Raw genomic sequence first — 18,835 nt, 5'->3', positions numbered from 1 at the left:
ACCTGGTGCAGGTAAAAATGGCGAAACTAAGCCGCGTCACTAACGCACATAAAATAGACGCGCAGCGGTATTATTATTAGTTTTTGAGTGTTTTTAGCTGTACAGACTTTCACACAAGGTAAAGGTTGTGACTGATTAACTTTTAGCGTAATCATGTTAAAAATCAATTTCAATGTACAGATTTGGTTATGATTAAATCGTTATTACATTAGAAATAATCGAACACTTGTTGTCAGGTAATGCGCTTTGTCTTTGTTTTTTCATGTCAATTTATTGCTGACTGTTTCCATAAATGATGCGCTGAGGCTTAAAACCACTGCGTCATTAACGTGAGGGCCATGACAGGAATTTTTTTAATTGTGTGATTCAGTCAGCATTTACAGGTGGTGCTGTTCTGCGTTTTTAACAGCAAGCCCTTGAAAAAAGGCAGGGAAATTTGAGTTAAGTACTCCCGGATGAGCGGTGGTCATACCAGGAAAGTTCTGGAAAAAATTTGCGATGCAACAAAAGTCGGTAAACTGCCGGTTTTGCCATTTATGCGATGTGACTGCACCACTTTTGACAAGAGGCGCAACGGCCACTGACTCGCGGCCAGTGCTACACTTTTCCGCTTTAACATTGATGAATCCGACCTATGACCGCACTGGACGCTTCACAACAACATAAACATCAAAGCCGCCTTAACTGGGGTACACGCACTATCTTTTTAATTAATGGCTTAGGGATGTCAGCCTGGGCTCCGCTGGTGCCGTTTGCCCGGGATCGTCTGCAGCTCAGTGGCGCGTCCCTGGGCGCCTTGCTGCTCTGTCTGGGTATTGGTTCGCTGGCGGCGATGCCGGTGACCGGCACGCTGGTGGCGCGTTTTGGCTGCCGTCGCGTGATGTGCGTCTCCACCCTGTTAGTACTGATGATGATGCCGCTGCTGGCGACAGCAGACTCTCATCTGGTGATGGCGGCTGCGCTAATGCTTTTTGGTGCCGGGCTGGGCATGCTGGATGTGGCGATGAATTATCAGGCGGTTCAGGTTGAGCAGGCTGCAGATAAACCGATGATGTCGGGCTTTCATGGTTTCTTCAGTCTTGGTGGTATTCTGGGCGCAGGAACCGTCAGCCTGTTGCTGAGCCGGGATTTCACTCCACTGACCGCTACGCTGGTGGTAATGGCAATAATGCTCTTGCTGCTGCTGTGGCGATTGCCGGTCCTGATGAATGCGCGACTGCATCAGCCCGATCAGCCCTGGCTGGTGATCCCACGTGGCTGGGTTGCGTTCCTTGGCCTGCTCTGCTTTATCCTTTTCCTGGCGGAAGGGGCCGTACTGGACTGGGGCGCGCTGCTGCTGCTGCAGAACCCGGCGATGTCACCCGCCTATGCCGGACTCGGCTATGCCGTCTTTTCCGTCGCGATGACGCTGGGCCGTTTTAGTGGCGACAAGATCATCCAGCGTTTTGGCCGCTATCCTGTGATGCTCTCCGGCGCCCTGACCGCCGCAGCGGGTATGTGTCTGGCCGTCTGGCTGCCGTGGCCGGAGATCGCTCTGCTGGCTTTCCTGCTGGTCGGCTTTGGTTTATCCAATACGGTGCCGATGTTGTTCAATGCTGCCGGGAATCAACAGGATATGCCTGCGAACCTGGCGATTTCTGCCATGACAACGCTGGGATATGCGGGTATTCTCTCAGGTCCGGCTTTAATCGGATTCATTTCGCAATGGATCAGCCTCAGCGGCGCATTTTTACTGATCGCCCTGTTGCTGTTAGCGGTAGCCGCCAGTGCGCGAAAAGTTGCGCGATAATTCAGGTACCTGACACGCTATGTTGTATAAGTTTCCACTGACCTCCGGCAATGTCACCCGCTTTTTTGTGGTTTTCAATCTGGTGCTCCTGCTGGCGCTGGGCTTTATGGTGCATAACTCGGTCAATGCCTGGCTGACCGGGAAACGCTATGCCATGGACGATCTGGCGCGTGACGTACAGAAACGTATTGATGCCTATCGCTTTGCCACCTGGCAGATATATGAAAACCTCTCAACCAGCGCAGCCGGTGCGCCACCTGGCAGTAACCTGCAGGAGACGCGGCTGCGTCCTGATGTCTATTATCTGGAAAAAACCCGGCGTAAAACGGAAGCACTGATTTTCGGCTCACATGACAGCAGTACGCTGGATATGACCATGCGGATGTCGAACTATCTCGACACGCTGTGGGGCGCGGAAAATCCCACGTGGTCGATGTACTTTTTAAATGGTCAGGACAACAGCCTGATTATGATTTCGACCCTGCCACTGAAAGATATGGCAACGCGCTATAAAGAGAGCGCCATCAGTTCAATGGTGGATAGCCGTCGCGCTGAGATGCTGCAGCAGGCCAATGCGCTGGATGAACGCGAGAGCTTCTCGCCACTGCGCCACCTCGCCTTCCAGAACGATCACTATTTCACGCTGCGCACCACCTTTAACCAGCCGGGCCATCTGGCCACTGTTGTCGCCTTTGATCTGCCGGTTAACGATATTGTTCCGCAGAACATGCCGCTGGAAAACTTCCAGCTGCGTCAGGACACCTCAATGCCTGCCAGCAGCAGTGAACAGCAGGATGTGGAAAATACCCGTGTCTCACTGGTTAATCCCAATATTGAGATTGCGGCCACCCTGCCAAGTACGCCGTTGCAGCTGGTTTATCAGGTGCCGATTACTCGCCTGATTATCGACAGCCTGCATAATCTGCTCTGGCCGCTCCTGATCAACCTGCTGCTGTTCCTGCTCTCGCTGGCGGGGATCGTGCTGCTGCGTCAGCAGTCACTGCGTCCCAGCGAAAACCAGAGCGCTGAACTCGATTCACTGCGGGTGCTGAATGAAGAGATTGTGGCCAGCCTTCCGGTCGGTCTGCTGGTGTATGACTTTGCCAGCAACCGTACTCTGCTGAGCAATAAGATTGCTGAACATCTTTTGCCTCACCTCAATCTGCAGAAGATCATTAATATGTCCGACCAGCATCAGGGCGTGCTGCAGGCCACCATCAACAATGAAGTGTATGAGATCCGACACGCCCGCAGCGTGCTGTCGCCGCATACGCAGCTGTTTATGATGCGTGATCAGGATCGCGAACTGCTGGTTAACAAGAAATTGCAGAAAGCGCAGCAGGTGCTGGATCGCAATCATCAGATGCGCCAGCAGCTGCTGCATAATCTGGGCCATGCGCTGAATCAGCCACTGGAAAAAATGGTGGCGCAGCTGGTGCAGCTCAGCCAGCGTGATGCCGATGAAACCGTACTGGACCTGCTCGACGAGAGCCAGGGCCTGGCGCGACTGGTAGATGATATCGTGCTGCTGAACCGGCTTGAAGCACACGACTGGTCACCGGATGCGACCGTCTTCAACCTGCAGGAACTGCTGGATGAGATTGCGCTGGAAAGCCTGCCGTTGATGCGCCGCAAAGGGCTGTCGCTGGTGGTGAATAATCATCTGGCGAATGACGAGACGCGCTTTGGCGACCGTCGCGCCCTGCGCAAAGTCCTGACCACGTTGATGCACTACGCCCTGACCACGACCCGCTGGGGGAAAATTACCCTGGAAGTTAAGGCTGCGGAGAAGCAGGCCGACAGAGTGATCATCGAACTGGTGGATACCGGTGCGGGCCTGACGGTGGATGAACTGGCGAATGTCGACTTCCCGTTCCTGGGGGATACCAGCCAGGATCGTTACGGACAGGCCTCCGGCATGGCGTTCTTCCTGTGTAAGCAGCTCTGCAAGCAGATGGGTGGCAGTCTCGATATCGTGGCAAAAGCGGATATCGGCACGCGCTATAACATGCAACTGCCGCTGGTGCTGGAAGAGAAGCGTGAGGAAGAAGAGGAAAAAATTCTGGATGGCGTGACCGCGCTGGTGGAGATCACCGTGGAGGACGTACATAAAATCGTCTGCCGCCATCTGGAGAACTGGGGAGCGCGTTGTCTGACACCTGATGAGCGCATTTCCGGTCAGGATCACGATGTCATGGTGACCGACGATCCCTCGAAGCTTAGCGGCTGGGCACTGCTGCTGGCGGAAGATGAATTGGGTCATCATGCACTGAACGACCAGCAGTATCGGGTCAATTTCAATCTCAGTAATGCGATGCTGGATGCATTGCTGGCCCTGATTGAGAAACAACTGTCGCATGATGTGATGGATAACGACATGGAAGACGACGCGGCCACGCCATTAATGAGCGGCGGCTATTTCAAGCTGTTTACGGAGACAGTACCGGTTGATGTGAAGAGACTGTATACTGAGTCGGCGGAAAAGGACTACGCCTCGCTTGCTCAGACAGCGCATCGCCTAAAGGGCGTGTTTGCCATGCTCAATCTGACTCCCGGCAAACAGCTTTGTGAAGAGTTAGAACACCACATTAAAGCGTGTGACGATTCAAACATTACAAATACCACCAGTGATATTGACGCTTACGTCAATCAACTGCTGCAGCAAGGTAACCAATAAGATGAATAACTTAAACGTAATTATTGCCGATGACCATCCAATTGTCCTTTTCGGTATCCGAAAGTCTCTGGAACAAATTGAATGGGTCAACGTTGTAGGTGAGTTCGAAGACTCAACAGCACTGATCAATAATCTGTCCAAGCTTGATGCCAACGTCCTGATCACCGACCTCTCTATGCCAGGTGAGAAGTATGGCGATGGTATTACGCTGATTAAATATATTAAACGCCACTACCCGGATCTCTCGATTATTGTTCTGACCATGAACAATAACCCGGCGATTCTGAGTTCAGTCCTTGATCTCGATATCGAAGGGATTGTCCTGAAACAGGGCGCGCCTACCGATTTACCAAAAGCATTGGCTGCACTGCAGAAAGGCAAGAAATACACGCCAGAAAGCGTTGCGAAACTGCTGGAGAAGATCAGCGCGGGTGGTTATGGCGACAAGCGCCTGTCACCGAAAGAGAGTGAAGTGCTGCGTCTGTTTGCAGAAGGTTTCCTGGTAACCGAAATCGCCAAGAAACTGAACCGCAGTATCAAAACTATCAGTAGCCAGAAGAAATCAGCGATGATGAAACTGGGCGTGGATAACGATATCGCACTGCTGAACTACCTGTCCTCTGTCAGCCAGAGTCAGGTCGAAAGAGACTAAGTTCCTCCTGAAGCGGTGCAGCTGCACCGCTTCGCCTCTGCCCTTTCCTGCCCTATCCCCGCCGCGTTTTACGAACCCGTTCAGCATAGATTGCCAGCGTCACTTTCAGCACGTCTAACGTCACCGGCTTCGACAGACAGTTATCCATACCTGCATCCATACAACGCTGTTTCTCTTCTGCCAGCGCATTCGCCGTTACGCCCACAACCGGGAACAGATGGCCCAGCTGACGTAATCGCTGCGTCAGGCGATAACCATCCATGTTCGGCATATTCACGTCGGTGAGCACGATATCAATCTCATTACGACTCAGGACATTCAGGGCATCAACGCCATCCTGGGCCGTTTTCACCTGATAGCCCAGCGTGCCAAGCTGTTCAGACAGCAGCATGCGGTTAATAGGATGGTCATCGACGATCAGCACCATGATGTCATCGTTATGAACTTTCTCTTCTACCGGGGTGGCCAGTAGCAGCGCATCGGCGGCGTCATTGCCCAGTGCAATCCGGTAGATGCGTGCCAGCAGCGCCGGCACCTCGTGCAGTGTGGCGGTGGAGTGGATCCAGCGTCCCGGCTGACGTTCACGCGGCATATCGACATGGGATCCGTCAAACGTGACCAGTGCGCGAAGCGGTGCATCAGTCTCCAGTTCGTAATCCGTCATGACCACATCATCCGGGCCTGGCTTACCGTTATACTCCGCAACCTGAATACCCTGCTGCTGAATCTGACGCGTGATAAACGCCGCAAGATACTCATTGCGCATCGCCAGCCAGATTTTCTTATCCTGTAAGTCCTCCAGCAGCATCAGTGATGGCTTCTGTCCCTGGTAGATCGGAATACGCACAATAAACTGGCTGCCCATGCCTGGCTCTGAGTCGACCTCAATGTCGCCATCCATCATATTGATCAGCTTTTCACAGATCGCCAGTCCCAGCCCGGTCCCCTGGAAATTGCGCTGCACGCCATTTCCCACCTGGAAAAAAGGATCAAACAGGCGCGGAAGCTCTTTCGCCGGAATGCCGACACCGGTGTCACGAACGCGGAAAGCCAGATAGCCCTGTGCAACGTAGGCGTGCAGAATAATACAGCCGGTATGGGTAAACTTAATCGCATTGTTAAGCAGGTTCGAGATCACCTGCTGCAGGCGCAACGGATCGCCGTCCAGCACCTGCGGAACGTCATGTTCGATAAAGCAGTAAAGCGTCAGCCGCTTCTTCACCACCAGCGACAGATAGTTGCCCACAATGTGCGTGACAATTTCGCGAGGGGCAAACGGACGTGGCTCAATTTTCAACTGCTCTGACTCGATTTTCGAGAAGTCGAGAATATCACTGATGATCTTCAGCAGCAGGCTGGAGGAGTTGTTCATGGCCGTCACCAGCGAGTCGATACCGCTGGGTAGCTCTTTGGTCTGCAACAGATCGAGGTTACCGATAATGCCATAGAGCGGCGTGCGCAGTTCATGACTGACGGTGGCAAGGAACATCGATTTTGACTGGCTCGCCTGCTCTGCCGCGTGGGCCATCTCCTGCAGAGACTGCTCCATCCTTACGCGCGCCGAGACATCAACCAGCACACAAATCGCGACGTTCTCATTACGATAGCGCGAATGCACAAAGCTGATTTGCAGGTTGGTATTGCTGCCGGTCAGCACATCAACAAAGTTAACCTGCTGCCCGCCAATGATTTCATTCAGCCGAAGGCGGTCCTCCTGCGTCAGCAACGTCAGATAATTATGTGCCAGCTCATTACTCAGAATATTGGTGCCGTCGCTGGTGCGTAAGATACAGATCCCCACCGGCGCCGAGGCGACAATCTTACGGTTAAACTGCTCATGCTCTTCCAGACGATGTGCATTCTCCTCTGCCGGCAGGAACATCCGGCGCTCGAATACCCAGGCGAGAGTAAACAGGATAACGGCACTGAAAATATTGAGCAGCAGCGCATTGATGATCATCAGCTTTAGCTGATCCACCATGACATCGGTAGGTACTGACCACACCACATTCAGATCGGAGGGCGGAAGTGGCTTTTTCAGCACCAGCTGACGATACCCATTCAGGTAACCGAACCAGGTTTTATCATCAGGCAGATTGTCGAGCGAGAAGCCCAGGCCGCCGCGCCGCGAGTTAAGCAGTGGACGATAGTTCTCATCGGTAATCGACGCAATGATCGGCAGGCTGCCCGGCTGAATAAACTCATCCAGTCGGATATTTTGCTCAACACCCAGCAGTGCCTGTAACTTGTTCGCGACGTAAACCGGCACCACCATATAGAAAGTGCCGACGCCAGGCTGAGCACTGCTGTTGATCCAGTACATCGGATTTCGGCGCTCTTCTTCACTGCTGTTGCGATAACGCAGCACATTCTCACGCAGCGATTTCAGGCTGCGTTCCCGATCAGCGTTGCTGCTGCCAATCGTAAAGTCGGCCAGACACTGACTTTCTCCACCGATAAAGAACACCCGATTCAGTTCATACGACGAGGCGAAGTTACTTTTCCAGTAATTGATGTAGTAGCTGAGAGAATCGAGCGAGTTGCGCCAGGTATTGCTCATTGAGGTACAGTCGCCATCCGAAAAGAGTGGCGTAAACTGCGGCTGGGTTGTTTTGCCTGGCATCATGCCGGTCAGTACATCCAGGCCACTGCTGGCATTGGTTAAGCGGTTCTCGGTGATATATTTCAGTTCACGCACCATGTCCGCCGAATGGCGCACATACCACTGAATCGTGCCGTAGTTGCTGGCAAACTCCTGCCGAACCTGCGTCTCTTTATTATGCAGTACGCTGATAATATAAAACGCTGTCAGAACGGCGCCCAGCGTCCAGATTAGCAGCGCCAGCGCGCGGAAAAGGTAGCGCGAGATGCGAAGCGTAGTGCGGAAAGAGACAGGATATTTCAAAGGTGACTCGCAGTTGGCAAGGTTAGTCGCATCATCGATTTTTAATGCCCATACACTAGCTTTATCGGGCGAAAAAAGCCAGCCAGCCGCAGGTTTAGCGGAAAGTTTGGGAATCTTTTAAGACAGTGAAAGCGACACGTTAACTCCAGCATCCAGTGGCCGCTTCTGCGCACTCAAACAAACACACGCTCACAACATTGAAAAGCGACGCCGCTGACTAAACAAGAAAGGCCCGCACTGCCCGAAGAGCAAAGCGTCCACGCCAGGGATGGCGTGGTCGATCCGCAGGAATGCGGGAATCCTTTGCGATCGGGCAGTGCAGGCCTTTCGGCTACACCCGACTGACAGCCACCGTCTCCCCCACCCAGTCACCTCTGTCCTGCAATCCACACAAAACGACGCCGCCGCCCAAACAAGAAAGACCCGCACTGCCCGAAGAGCAAAGCGTCCACGCCAGGGATGGCGTGGCCGATCCGCAGGGATGCGGGAATCCTTTGCGATCGGGCAGTGCGGGCCTTTCGACGGCTCCCCTCTCACAGCCACCAGCTCCCGCCCCTCTGCCACCTCTGTCCTGCAACCCACTTAACGCGACGCCGCTGCCTGAACAAGAAAGACCTGCACTTCCCGAAGAGCAAAGCGTCCACGCCAGGGATGGCGTGGCCGATCCGCAGGGATGCGGGATTCCTTTGCGATCGGGCAGTGCGGGTCTTTCGACGGCTCCGATTTCGCAGCCATAAGCTCCCTGCTCCCTGCAATCCTCCCCATCACATCAAAAAAAACGGCAGGCCGGGTTTCCCCTGACCTGCCGTTTCTGCAACGAACCTCAGCTCACATCAGACAAATTATTCTTCGTCTTCAGCCGCGTCGTCTTCGTCTTCTGCATCCGCTTCCGGTGCAATCTCTTCATCGTCGATCTCTGCTTCTGGCGCGATATCATCCTCGCCTTCCGCTACGCTACCGTCGATTGAATCCAGCTCTTCTTCTTCAACCGGCTCGGCAACACGCTGCAGACCGACCACGTTCTCATCCTCTGCGGTACGAATCAGAATCACACCCTGGGTATTACGACCCACGACGCTCACTTCTGACACGCGGGTACGCACCAGCGTACCAGCATCGGTGATCATCATAATCTGATCGCCATCGACAACCTGAACCGCGCCAATCACCGGACCATTGCGCTCGGTCACTTTGATGGAAATAACACCCTGCGTCGCACGCGACTTGGTCGGGTATTCGCTGTTGGCAGTACGCTTACCGTAACCATTCTGGGTCACGGTCATAATTGCACCCTCTTCACGCGGTACAATCAGCGAGACCACACGATCGCCTTCAGCCAGCCTGATGCCGCGAACGCCAGAGGCGGTACGACCCATCGCACGGACTGCGGTTTCTGCAAAGCGCACCACTTTACCGGCTGCGGAGAACAGCATCGCTTCGTCATTACCATTGGTCAGCGCCACACCGATCAGCTCATCATCGTCACGCAGGTTCACGGCAATAATACCGGCGCTGCGCGGACGGCTGAACTCTTTCAGCGCGGTCTTCTTCACGGTTCCCAGCGCGGTCGCCATAAAGATATTGAAGCCTTCGGTATACTCACGTACCGGCAGAATCGCTGTAATACGCTCGTTGGCTTCCAGCGGCAGCAGGTTCACGATCGGACGTCCCCGCGCACCACGACTCGCTTCCGGCAACTGATAAACCTTCATCCAGTAGAGACGACCACGGCTTGAGAAGCAGAGAATCGTGTCATGGGTATTGGCCACCAGCAGACGATCAATGAAGTCCTCTTCTTTAATACGTGCGGCTGACTTGCCTTTACCACCACGACGCTGCGCTTCATAGTCGGTCAGCGGCTGATACTTCACGTAGCCCTGATGCGACAATGTCACCACAACATCTTCCTGATTGATCAGGTCTTCGATATTAATATCAGCGGTATTGGCAGTAATCTCTGTGCGACGCTCATCGCCGAACTGATCACGCATCAGCTCCAGCTCTTCGCGAATCACTTCCATCAGACGATCGGCGTCAGACAGAATGCGCAACAGCTCTGCGATCTGCTCCAGCAGACCTTTATACTCATCCAGCAGCTTCTCGTGCTCAAGACCGGTCAGTTTCTGCAGACGCAGATCCAGAATCGCCTGAGCCTGCTGCTCGGTCAGATAGTACTGACCGTCACGGATGCCGTACTGCGGATCCAGCCACTCCGGACGAGCGGCATCGTCGCCCGCACGTTCCAGCATCGCTGACACATTACCCAGATCCCACGCCTGCGCAATCAGACCCGCTTTCGCTTCTGCCGGGTTAGGTGCACGACGAATCAGCTCAATAATCGGATCGATATTCGCCAGCGCAATCGCCAGACCTTCCAGAATATGCGCACGGTCACGGGCTTTACGCAGTTCGAAAATAGTACGACGCGTCACGACTTCACGACGATGGCGAACGAAGGCGTCCAGAATCTCCTTCAGTGCCATAATCTTTGGCTGGCCCTGATGCAGCGCCACCATATTGATACCAAAAGAGGTCTGCAGCTGGGTCAGTGAATAGAGATTATTCAGAACCACTTCGCCGACGGCATCGCGCTTGATCTCAATCACGATACGCATGCCGTCTTTATCAGACTCATCGCGCAGTGCGCTGATGCCTTCAACGCGCTTCTCTTTCACCAGCTCCGCAATCTTCTCAATCAGGCGTGCTTTGTTAACCTGATACGGAAGCTCATGAATGATGATGGTCTCGCGGCCTGTTTTCGCATCGGCTTCCACTTCGCCACGCGCACGGATATAAATTTTACCGCGACCGGTGCGGTACGCTTCTTCAATACCACGGCGACCATTGATGATGGCGGCTGTCGGGAAATCTGGCCCCGGAATGTGCTCCATCAGCTCTTCGATGCTGATGTCTTCATTTTCAATATATGCCAGGCAGCCGTTAATCACTTCACGCAGGTTATGCGGTGGAATGTTGGTTGCCATACCCACGGCGATACCGGAAGAACCGTTCACCAGCAGGTTAGGGATTTTGGTTGGCAGAACTTCAGGGATCTGCTCAGTGCCGTCATAGTTCGGGACGAAATCGACGGTCTCTTTTTCCAGGTCAGCTAACAGGTCGTGGGCAATTTTCGACATGCGAATTTCGGTATAACGCATCGCCGCGGCGGAGTCGCCGTCGATGGAACCGAAGTTGCCTTGTCCGTCCACCAGCATGTAACGCAGGGAGAAAGGCTGGGCCATACGTACAATGGTGTCGTAAACGGCGGAATCACCATGCGGGTGATATTTACCGATAACGTCACCGACGACGCGGGCAGATTTTTTATAGGGTTTGTTCCAGTCGTTACCCAGTACACTCATCGCAAAAAGAACGCGACGGTGAACCGGCTTCAGGCCATCACGCACATCGGGTAAAGCTCGGCCAACGATGACCGACATGGCGTAACCGAGGTAAGAATTTTTTAATTCTTCTTCGATATTGACCGGTGTAATTTCTCTCGCAAGGTCGCTCATGGAGCCGCTATCCCTCTACTTAATCCCGGATTTTAAAGGTGCGAAAGTATATCACACTGCAATGCTCTGGTGAACGTTAACCACCGATTTCCCCCGCTTTTCATTGTCCCTGAAAGGTGTGCCAACTGCGGTTAAGCGTTTATACTGTGGGCACATTTTGTCAGGAGTTACGATTCAATGAATGCACAACCGCAGAATCATCAGCATAACGTCGATGCGCAGGAAATTGCCAAGTTTGAGGCCGTTGCCTCGCGCTGGTGGGATCTGGAGGGTGAATTTAAACCGTTGCACCGTATCAACCCGCTGCGCCTGGGCTACATCGCGCAGCACAGCAACGGTCTGTTCGGTAAAACCGTGCTCGACGTCGGATGCGGCGGCGGCATTTTATCCGAAAGCATGGCGCGTGAAGGCGCCGTCGTGACCGGTCTGGATATGGGTGCGGAACCGCTGGCCGTGGCGCGCCTGCATGCTCTGGAGAGCGGCGTGACGCTGGACTATGTGCAACAGACCGTTGAAGAGCATGCCGATCAGAACGCCGGAAAGTATGATGTGGTGACATGTATGGAGATGCTGGAGCACGTGCCGGATCCGCGCTCGGTGATTCACGCCTGTGCGAAGCTGGTCAAGCCCGGCGGCGAAGTCTTTTTCTCAACGCTGAACCGCAATCCAAAGGCCTGGCTGCTGGCGATTTTCGGCGCGGAATATGTGCTGCGCATGTTGCCGCGCGGCACCCATGATGTGAAGAAATTCATCCGCCCATCCGAACTGCTGGGCTGGGTCGATGAAACGCCCCTGCGTGAACGCCACATTATTGGCCTGCATTACAACCCGGTGACCAACCGCTTCAAACTGGCGCCCGGCACTGATGTGAATTATATGGTGCACACTCACCACGCGGGTTAAGTCATCTGCCCGCCTGAATCCGGGCGGGCACTTTTTCCTCTGCCTGCTCTTCCTGTCAGAGCGGTCACTGCCCTCGCCTGGTGGCAGGCATTCCGATGGCTGCCAATAGGTTACGTCAGCCATGCCCGCATCCGCTCAACGTCGCGCCCCCCTGCTAGCGGCTTTTATCCATTTTTCATCCCTTTTCTGGCTGAATCCTGAGGATTGAATAAGAAACACGCGCCCGATCATAATAAGAAAAAAAAGTGTGATCCGGTTGACATGTTGCCAGGCCTTACAAGGCGTGGGCTAAGAAATTTCGCAAGAATTACAACCCCTCCAGCCATCATTTTTTGCTCTTGTTAAGCGGCCGTAAAATACTAAAATATGCCCCCATGTAGTTATGACTTTTCTCTTCACCCCCTAGATGTAGTGTTTATCCACACATTATTCACAATGAATAGGCTGTGTATAAACCGGGATTTCTTTTAATTTTTGGATACTCACGCAAAGGTAAATACGCGACATGAACCAGAGTCTGCTCGTTACTAAACGCGATGGCCGCCAGGAGCGCATTGATCTCGATAAAATTCACCGTGTGCTGGACTGGGCAGCTGAAGGGCTGAACAACGTCTCAGTGTCACAGGTGGAACTGCGCTCTCACATTCAGTTCTATGATGGAATCAGAACGTCTGACATTCATGAGACTATCATCAAGGCCGCAGCAGACCTCATCTCTCGCGATGCCCCTGACTATCAGTACCTGGCTGCCCGCCTGGCGATCTTCCACCTGCGCAAAAAAGCGTATGGTCAGTTTGAGCCGCCGAAGCTTTATGATCAGGTCGTTAAGATGGTCGACATGGGCAAATATGATCGCCACCTGCTGGAAGATTACAGCCAGGAAGAATTCGCGCAGATGGACGAGTTCCTCGACCACTGGCGAGACATGAACTTCTCCTATGCCGCCGTGAAGCAGCTGGAAGGCAAATATCTGGTGCAGAACCGCGTCTCGGGTGAAATCTACGAGAGTGCGCAGTTCCTCTACATTCTGGTCGCGGCCTGCCTCTTCTCTGGCTACCCGCGCGATACGCGTATGGATTACATCAAGCGTTTCTATGATGCGATCTCAACGTTTAAAATCTCGCTGCCGACGCCAATCATGTCAGGTGTGCGAACCCCGACGCGTCAGTTCAGCTCCTGTGTGCTGATCGAGTGCGGCGACAGCCTGGACTCCATCAACGCCACCTCAAGCGCGATTGTGAAATATGTTTCTCAGCGTGCTGGTATCGGCATCAACGCCGGTCGTATCCGTGCGCTGGGCAGCCCGATTCGCGGCGGTGAAGCGTTCCACACCGGCTGTATCCCGTTCTACAAGCATTTCCAGACTGCGGTGAAGTCCTGTTCTCAGGGCGGCGTGCGTGGCGGTGCAGCGACGCTGTTCTACCCGATGTGGCATCTGGAAATCGAAAGCCTGCTGGTGCTGAAAAACAACCGTGGTGTTGAAGGCAACCGCGTGCGTCACATGGACTACGGTGTACAGCTCAACAAGCTGATGTATCAGCGCCTGCTGAAAGGCGAAGATATCACCCTGTTCAGCCCGTCTGACGTGCCAGGCCTGTATGATGCGTTCTTCGCCGATCAGGATGAGTTCGAACGTCTCTACACCAAATATGAGCAGGATCAGAGCATCCGTAAGCAGCGTGTTAAAGCGGTCGATCTCTTCTCGCTGATGATGCAGGAACGTGCTTCAACCGGCCGTATCTACATTCAGAACGTCGATCACTGCAACACTCACAGCCCGTTTGATCCGCGCATCGCCCCGGTTCGCCAGTCTAACCTCTGCCTGGAAATCGCCCTGCCGACCAAACCGCTGGAAGATGTTAACGACGAAAACGGTGAGATTGCACTGTGTACGCTTTCTGCGTTCAACCTTGGCGCCATCGAAAGCCTCGACGATCTGGAAGAGCTGGCTACCCTCGCCGTTCGTGCGCTCGATGCGCTGCTCGATTATCAGGATTACCCGATTCCGGCTGCCCAGCGTGGCGCAATGGGTCGTCGTACCCTGGGTATTGGCGTGATCAACTACGCTTACTATCTGGCGAAGCACGGTGTGCGCTACTCCGATGGCAGCGCCAATGGCCTGACGCACAAAACCTTTGAAGCCATTCAGTATTACCTGCTGAAAGCGTCCAATGAGCTGGCGAAAGAGCAAGGTGCCTGCCCGTGGTTCAATGAAACCACCTATGCGCAGGGCATCATGCCGATCGACACCTACAAGAAAGATCTGGACGCGATCAGCAACGAACCGCTGCATCTCGACTGGGAAAGCCTGCGTGAAGAGATCAAAACGCACGGCCTGCGTAACTCGACCCTGTCTGCGCTGATGCCGTCTGAGACTTCGTCGCAGATCTCCAATGCCACCAACGGCATCGAGCCACCACGCGGTCACATCAGCATCAAAGCATCGAAAGATGGCATCCTGCGTCAGGTGGTGCCGGAGTATGAGCGTCTGAAAGATCAGTACGAACTGCTGTGGGAAATGCCGAACAATGACGGTTACCTGCAACTGGTGGGTCTGATGCAGAAATTCATCGACCAGGCGATTTCGTCTAACACCAACTACGATCCATCACGCTTTACTAACGGTAAAGTGCCGATGAAACAGCTGCTGAAAGATCTGCTGACCGCGTACAAGTTTGGCGTGAAAACGCTCTACTATCAGAACACCCGTGACGGTGCGGAAGATGCGCAGGATGACCTGGCACCTTCTATCCAGGATGATGGCTGCGAGAGCGGCGCCTGTAAAATCTAATGGTCAGGCGGGAGATTCTCCCGCCTCATTCATTTCACGAGGCCTGGCTTCGTCTACTTTTGGACAACTTTTATGGCTTACTCCACTTTCTCACAGAACAAAAATGATCAGCTGAAAGAGCCGATGTTTTTCGGTCAGTCCGTAAACGTGGCGCGCTTCGATCAGCAAAAATATGACATCTTTGAAAAGCTGATCGAAAAGCAGCTCTCCTTCTTCTGGCGTCCGGAAGAGGTTGATGTCTCACGCGACCGAATTGACTACCAGGCGCTGCCGGACCACGAGAAGCATATCTTTATCAGCAACCTGAAGTATCAGACACTGCTGGATTCCATTCAGGGTCGCAGCCCGAACGTCGCCCTGCTTCCGCTGATCTCGATTCCTGAGCTGGAAACCTGGATTGAAACCTGGGCTTTCTCCGAGACGATCCACTCCCGTTCTTACACCCATATCATCCGTAATATCGTTAACGATCCGGCGGTGGTATTCGACGATATCGTCACCAATGAGCAGATTCTGGCGCGTGCCCAGGATATCTCACGCTATTACGACGATCTGATTGAGATGACTAACTACTGGCATCAGCTGGGCGAAGGCACGCATAAGGTCAACGACAAACAGGTTGTGGTCAGCCTGCGTGCCCTGAAGAAGCAGCTCTATATCTGCCTGATGAGCGTCAATGCGCTGGAAGCGATCCGTTTCTATGTCAGCTTCGCCTGTTCATTCGCGTTCGCCGAGCGTGAACTGATGGAAGGCAATGCCAAAATCATCAAACTGATCGCCCGCGATGAAGCGCTGCACCTGACCGGCACCCAGCATATGCTGAACCTGCTGCGCAGCGGCGAAGACGATCCGGAAATGAAAGAGATTGCGGCAGAGTGTCGTGAAGAGTGCTTCGAGCTGTTTAAGAAGGCAGCGCTGCAGGAGAAAGAGTGGGCGGAATATCTGTTCAGCGGCGGTTCAATGATCGGCCTGAACAAAGACATTCTCTGCCAGTACATTGAGTACATCACCAATATCCGTATGCAGGCAGTTGGCCTTGATCTGCCCTTCCAGACGCGCTCTAACCCGATCCCATGGATCAACTCCTGGCTGGTGTCTGACAACGTGCAGGTTGCGCCACAGGAAGTGGAAGTGAGCTCCTATCTGGTGGGTCAGATCGATTCTGAAGTGGGCGCTAACGACTTCGACGACTTCCAGCTTTAATCATGAGCCGCGACGTTGTTATTCTGCGCAGTTCCGGCGCCCGGCTGGAATGCGCAGAAGATCACCCCAATCTGCTCTCCCTGCTGGAAGCCAATAATCTCTGCGTGGAGTTTCAGTGCCGCGAAGGTTACTGCGGCTCCTGCCGGATGCGGCTGCTGAAAGGCGAAGTGCATTACCCACAGCGGCCGCTGGCGTTTGTGCAGCAGGATGAGATCCTGCCCTGCTGCTGCAAAGCTAAAGGCGAGATTGAGCTTGAGTTGTAGCTGAGGCTGAACAAGTCTGGCTTGATTTGCGGTTGGATCGAGTCAGCTTATTTATTGCTGTGAGAATGCCCCCGCAAAGGGTCATTCACAGTCACATACAAAACGGGCGCCTCTGGCGCCCGTTTTGTTTTCACTGAAATTACTGTCTGACAGTTTCAACCACATCAATCCAGCCGTGACCGGTGCTCACTTCGCTGCCGTGTAACCAGCGGCGCAGCATATTCATCGCCATCATCGCTACCACCTTCTGGCGCGTCTCCAGGTTATGACGACCGGTGCTGAACTTCACGCGCTGACCAAAGCCGCCATCCGGCGTATGTAACGCTACCGAAATCGTTTCCTGTTCCAGGCTGCCAACAGAAAGCGCCAGCGCTGCCTGCTGCTGTGCGGCAAGTTCGCGGGTGCGCGTCACCTGCTGCTCCAGCGTCTCCTGCGTTGATGGCAGAATGTCAGCGCCCCGCAACGGCACGCTGGCGGCAGCCAGCTGCCAGTAAAGCAGCCCGGCGGTGTATTGCTCACTGACCGCCAGCTGCTCGCCACGCTGCGTCAGCTCGCGTGCCAGCAGCGCCGGTAACCCTTCCGTGCCTTCAAAGATAGTGCACTCCGCCAGTAACAGACGCACCTGCTGCCACACCTGCTCCATCGCGACACGCTGACTGGCCGGGCCGGTCAGTTTGATCTCAATGATCGGCATCGACGAGCGATAGCCCATCACCACACCTTCCGGCAGCGCCAGCGGCTCCAGCTCAGCGGCAATATCACTTTCACCGCGACCAAAGGTGGTCAGTCGCAGACAAATCGGCGGTTCGGGCGGCGAGAATTTTGCTTTCAGACGGGGAATGATCTGCTGCTCCACCATCACCTTAAATTCAGATGGCACGCCAGGCGTGAAGAATATCCAGCAGCGGTTGAGTTGCAGGGCAAAGCCACAGGCGGTTCCAACCGGATTATCAATCAGCTCCGCATTGGCCGGAATTTCAGCCTGCTTGCGATTGCTGGCGGCCATCACCCGGCCACGGCTGGCGAACCAGGCTTCCATTTGTGCCAGCCAGTCCTGCTGCATCTCCAGTTCAACCCCACAGGCGCGAGCGGCTGCCAGCGCGCTGAGATCGTCACTGGTGGGACCCAGGCCGCCATTCACAATCAACACGTCGGCCTCATGGCTTCGTGTCTGCAGGGTGTCGATGAGCGATTCCAGTGAATCCCCAACCGTGGTTCGGCTGGTCATGGGCAAACCTTGCTGGAATAAAATATCAGCCAGCCAGGCGGCATTGGTATCGACGATTTGGCCATGCAGCACCTCATCCCCGGTAGACAGCATCTCAATTCTAATCACGTCCGGTTCTCCTTTTCACGTTTATTTAACTGTATGAAGTCCACCTGCGAAACACAATCTGTGTGACCCGTGTTTGTTACTGGTTTATCTAAAGCAGCACGTTGCGCATAAAAATGAATGAGGGCGAAGCAGGCTCAACAGAAGTGAATCAATGAGGGGTTGAGAAAAGAATAAAAAACGGCGGGATTTCCCCGCCGCAGGTTTACTGCTGTCGTCTGTTACCGCGCTACATCAGCGAATCGCGATTAGCGACGCGCCAGCAGCAGGCCGAGAACCAGGCCCGCGGTTGCACCAATACCTACGCCCTGCCACGGTTTTTCGTGCACGTAATCGTCTGCACGGTATGCCGCTTGTTTAGCGCGATAGTAGTAACTGTCGGACGCCTGGCTGACACGGGATTTAACATCGTTCAGCGCCTGTTCAGCTTTGCTTTTAAGCTCAATGTATTTCTGATCGGCCGGATCGCCTGATGCCTTAAGCACTTCTTCCAGGGTTTCGGTCAGTAACGCAATATCGTCATCGAGGCCCGATTCGAATTGATTTGTCTGATTTACCATCATTTCCTCCGTGTGAATTGCAAAGCAGTTCATTAACTATAGCCATAATCTGGCGCTCTGCTGATTTCCTGCTCCAGGAATCACCTGATTTTTCATCTGTTAATCTTACTCAGTGCAGGCGGTGCGCCGCTTCGCTGCGCAAAGAAGTGTAAGACGCAGCGGCAACCGCCGAATTTCGCTTCGCTTCTTTGATTAATCTGATAAATTTTGTCGTGACTGAATTTTCCAGTAACCCTACTGTCGT

The 18,835-nt window shown here is 53.9% G+C and carries 11 protein-coding genes; 7 read left to right on the top strand and 4 right to left on the bottom strand.

What is annotated here, in order from left to right; translation table 11 throughout:
• The first annotated feature begins 634 nt into the window (after positions 1-634).
• Genes KTJ90_RS06095 through rcsB form a run of 3 tightly spaced genes read left to right on the top strand, consistent with a single transcriptional unit; the run spans position 635 to position 5,118 of the window.
• Positions 635-1,789: an MFS transporter gene (locus KTJ90_RS06095; protein ID WP_003854200.1), complete on the top strand. Its 1,155-nt coding sequence runs from the start codon at positions 635-637 to the stop codon at positions 1,787-1,789.
• Positions 1,790-1,808: 19 nt separating this feature from the next.
• The gene (rcsD, locus tag KTJ90_RS06090) at positions 1,809-4,466 is read left to right on the top strand and encodes a phosphotransferase RcsD (RefSeq protein WP_283544034.1); all 2,658 of its coding nucleotides are present in this window, start codon (positions 1,809-1,811) and stop codon (positions 4,464-4,466) included.
• 1 nt (position 4,467) lies between these two features.
• Positions 4,468-5,118: a response regulator transcription factor RcsB gene (rcsB, locus tag KTJ90_RS06085; protein ID WP_003854204.1), complete on the top strand. Its 651-nt coding sequence runs from the start codon at positions 4,468-4,470 to the stop codon at positions 5,116-5,118.
• Between the two features lie 52 nt (positions 5,119-5,170).
• Here rcsB and rcsC read toward each other — a convergent pair whose 3' ends face one another.
• Together rcsC and gyrA are read right to left on the bottom strand one after the other, a co-directional pair.
• On the bottom strand, positions 5,171-8,023 hold the full coding sequence (gene rcsC / locus KTJ90_RS06080) for a two-component system sensor histidine kinase RcsC (protein ID WP_008926132.1): 2,853 nt from the start codon (positions 8,021-8,023) through the stop codon (positions 5,171-5,173).
• An 842-nt stretch (positions 8,024-8,865) separates the two neighbouring features.
• Positions 8,866-11,538, bottom strand: coding sequence for a DNA topoisomerase (ATP-hydrolyzing) subunit A (gene gyrA / locus KTJ90_RS06075; RefSeq protein ID WP_003854208.1), 2,673 nt, complete (start codon positions 11,536-11,538; stop codon positions 8,866-8,868).
• A 177-nt stretch (positions 11,539-11,715) separates the two neighbouring features.
• Here gyrA and ubiG point away from each other — a divergent pair, with 177 nt between their 5' ends.
• The 4 genes from ubiG to yfaE all read left to right on the top strand — a co-directional run bounded on the left by ubiG (position 11,716) and on the right by yfaE (position 16,698).
• A complete protein-coding gene (gene ubiG, locus KTJ90_RS06070) occupies positions 11,716-12,441 on the top strand; it encodes a bifunctional 2-polyprenyl-6-hydroxyphenol methylase/3-demethylubiquinol 3-O-methyltransferase UbiG (RefSeq protein WP_003854209.1) in 726 nt (241 codons plus the stop codon).
• Between the two features lie 505 nt (positions 12,442-12,946).
• Positions 12,947-15,232, top strand: a complete 2,286-nt coding sequence (gene nrdA / locus KTJ90_RS06065) for a class 1a ribonucleoside-diphosphate reductase subunit alpha (protein WP_003854215.1) — start codon at positions 12,947-12,949, stop codon at positions 15,230-15,232.
• A 72-nt stretch (positions 15,233-15,304) separates the two neighbouring features.
• Entirely contained in the window at positions 15,305-16,435 is a 1,131-nt protein-coding gene (gene nrdB / locus KTJ90_RS06060) for a class Ia ribonucleoside-diphosphate reductase subunit beta (protein ID WP_003854217.1), read from the top strand.
• A gap of 2 nt (positions 16,436-16,437) precedes the next feature.
• Entirely contained in the window at positions 16,438-16,698 is a 261-nt protein-coding gene (yfaE, locus tag KTJ90_RS06055) for a class I ribonucleotide reductase maintenance protein YfaE (protein ID WP_003854219.1), read from the top strand.
• Positions 16,699-16,837: 139 nt separating this feature from the next.
• On the opposite strand, the gene KTJ90_RS06050 is transcribed toward yfaE, so the two are convergent.
• The gene (locus KTJ90_RS06050; RefSeq protein WP_008926467.1) at positions 16,838-18,034 is read right to left on the bottom strand and encodes a nicotinamide mononucleotide deamidase-related protein YfaY; all 1,197 of its coding nucleotides are present in this window, start codon (positions 18,032-18,034) and stop codon (positions 16,838-16,840) included.
• A 245-nt stretch (positions 18,035-18,279) separates the two neighbouring features.
• Positions 18,280-18,591, bottom strand: coding sequence for a stress response protein ElaB (elaB, locus tag KTJ90_RS06045; protein ID WP_003854223.1), 312 nt, complete (start codon positions 18,589-18,591; stop codon positions 18,280-18,282).
• Positions 18,592-18,835 lie beyond the last annotated feature (244 nt).

The organism is Pantoea jilinensis, from assembly GCF_019104105.1.
In the GTDB taxonomy this organism is placed as follows: Bacteria; Pseudomonadota; Gammaproteobacteria; order Enterobacterales; family Enterobacteriaceae; genus Pantoea; species Pantoea eucalypti.
The sequence above is the reverse complement of the archived record's forward strand: the minus strand, read 5'-3'. Positions and strand labels throughout refer to the sequence as shown.

What these genes read in the sequence shown, in the direction of transcription:
- KTJ90_RS06095 (WP_003854200.1), top strand. Translation starts at nt 635, where the DNA reads ATGACCGCACTGGACGCTTCACAACAACATAAACATCAAAGCCGCCTT.
- rcsD (WP_283544034.1), top strand. Translation starts at nt 1,809, where the DNA reads ATGTTGTATAAGTTTCCACTGACCTCCGGCAATGTCACCCGCTTTTTT.
- rcsB (WP_003854204.1), top strand. Translation starts at nt 4,468, where the DNA reads ATGAATAACTTAAACGTAATTATTGCCGATGACCATCCAATTGTCCTT.
- gyrA (WP_003854208.1), bottom strand. Translation starts at nt 11,538, where the DNA reads ATGAGCGACCTTGCGAGAGAAATTACACCGGTCAATATCGAAGAAGAA.
- ubiG (WP_003854209.1), top strand. Translation starts at nt 11,716, where the DNA reads ATGAATGCACAACCGCAGAATCATCAGCATAACGTCGATGCGCAGGAA.
- nrdA (WP_003854215.1), top strand. Translation starts at nt 12,947, where the DNA reads ATGAACCAGAGTCTGCTCGTTACTAAACGCGATGGCCGCCAGGAGCGC.
- nrdB (WP_003854217.1), top strand. Translation starts at nt 15,305, where the DNA reads ATGGCTTACTCCACTTTCTCACAGAACAAAAATGATCAGCTGAAAGAG.
- yfaE (WP_003854219.1), top strand. Translation starts at nt 16,438, where the DNA reads ATGAGCCGCGACGTTGTTATTCTGCGCAGTTCCGGCGCCCGGCTGGAA.
- elaB (WP_003854223.1), bottom strand. Translation starts at nt 18,591, where the DNA reads ATGGTAAATCAGACAAATCAATTCGAATCGGGCCTCGATGACGATATT.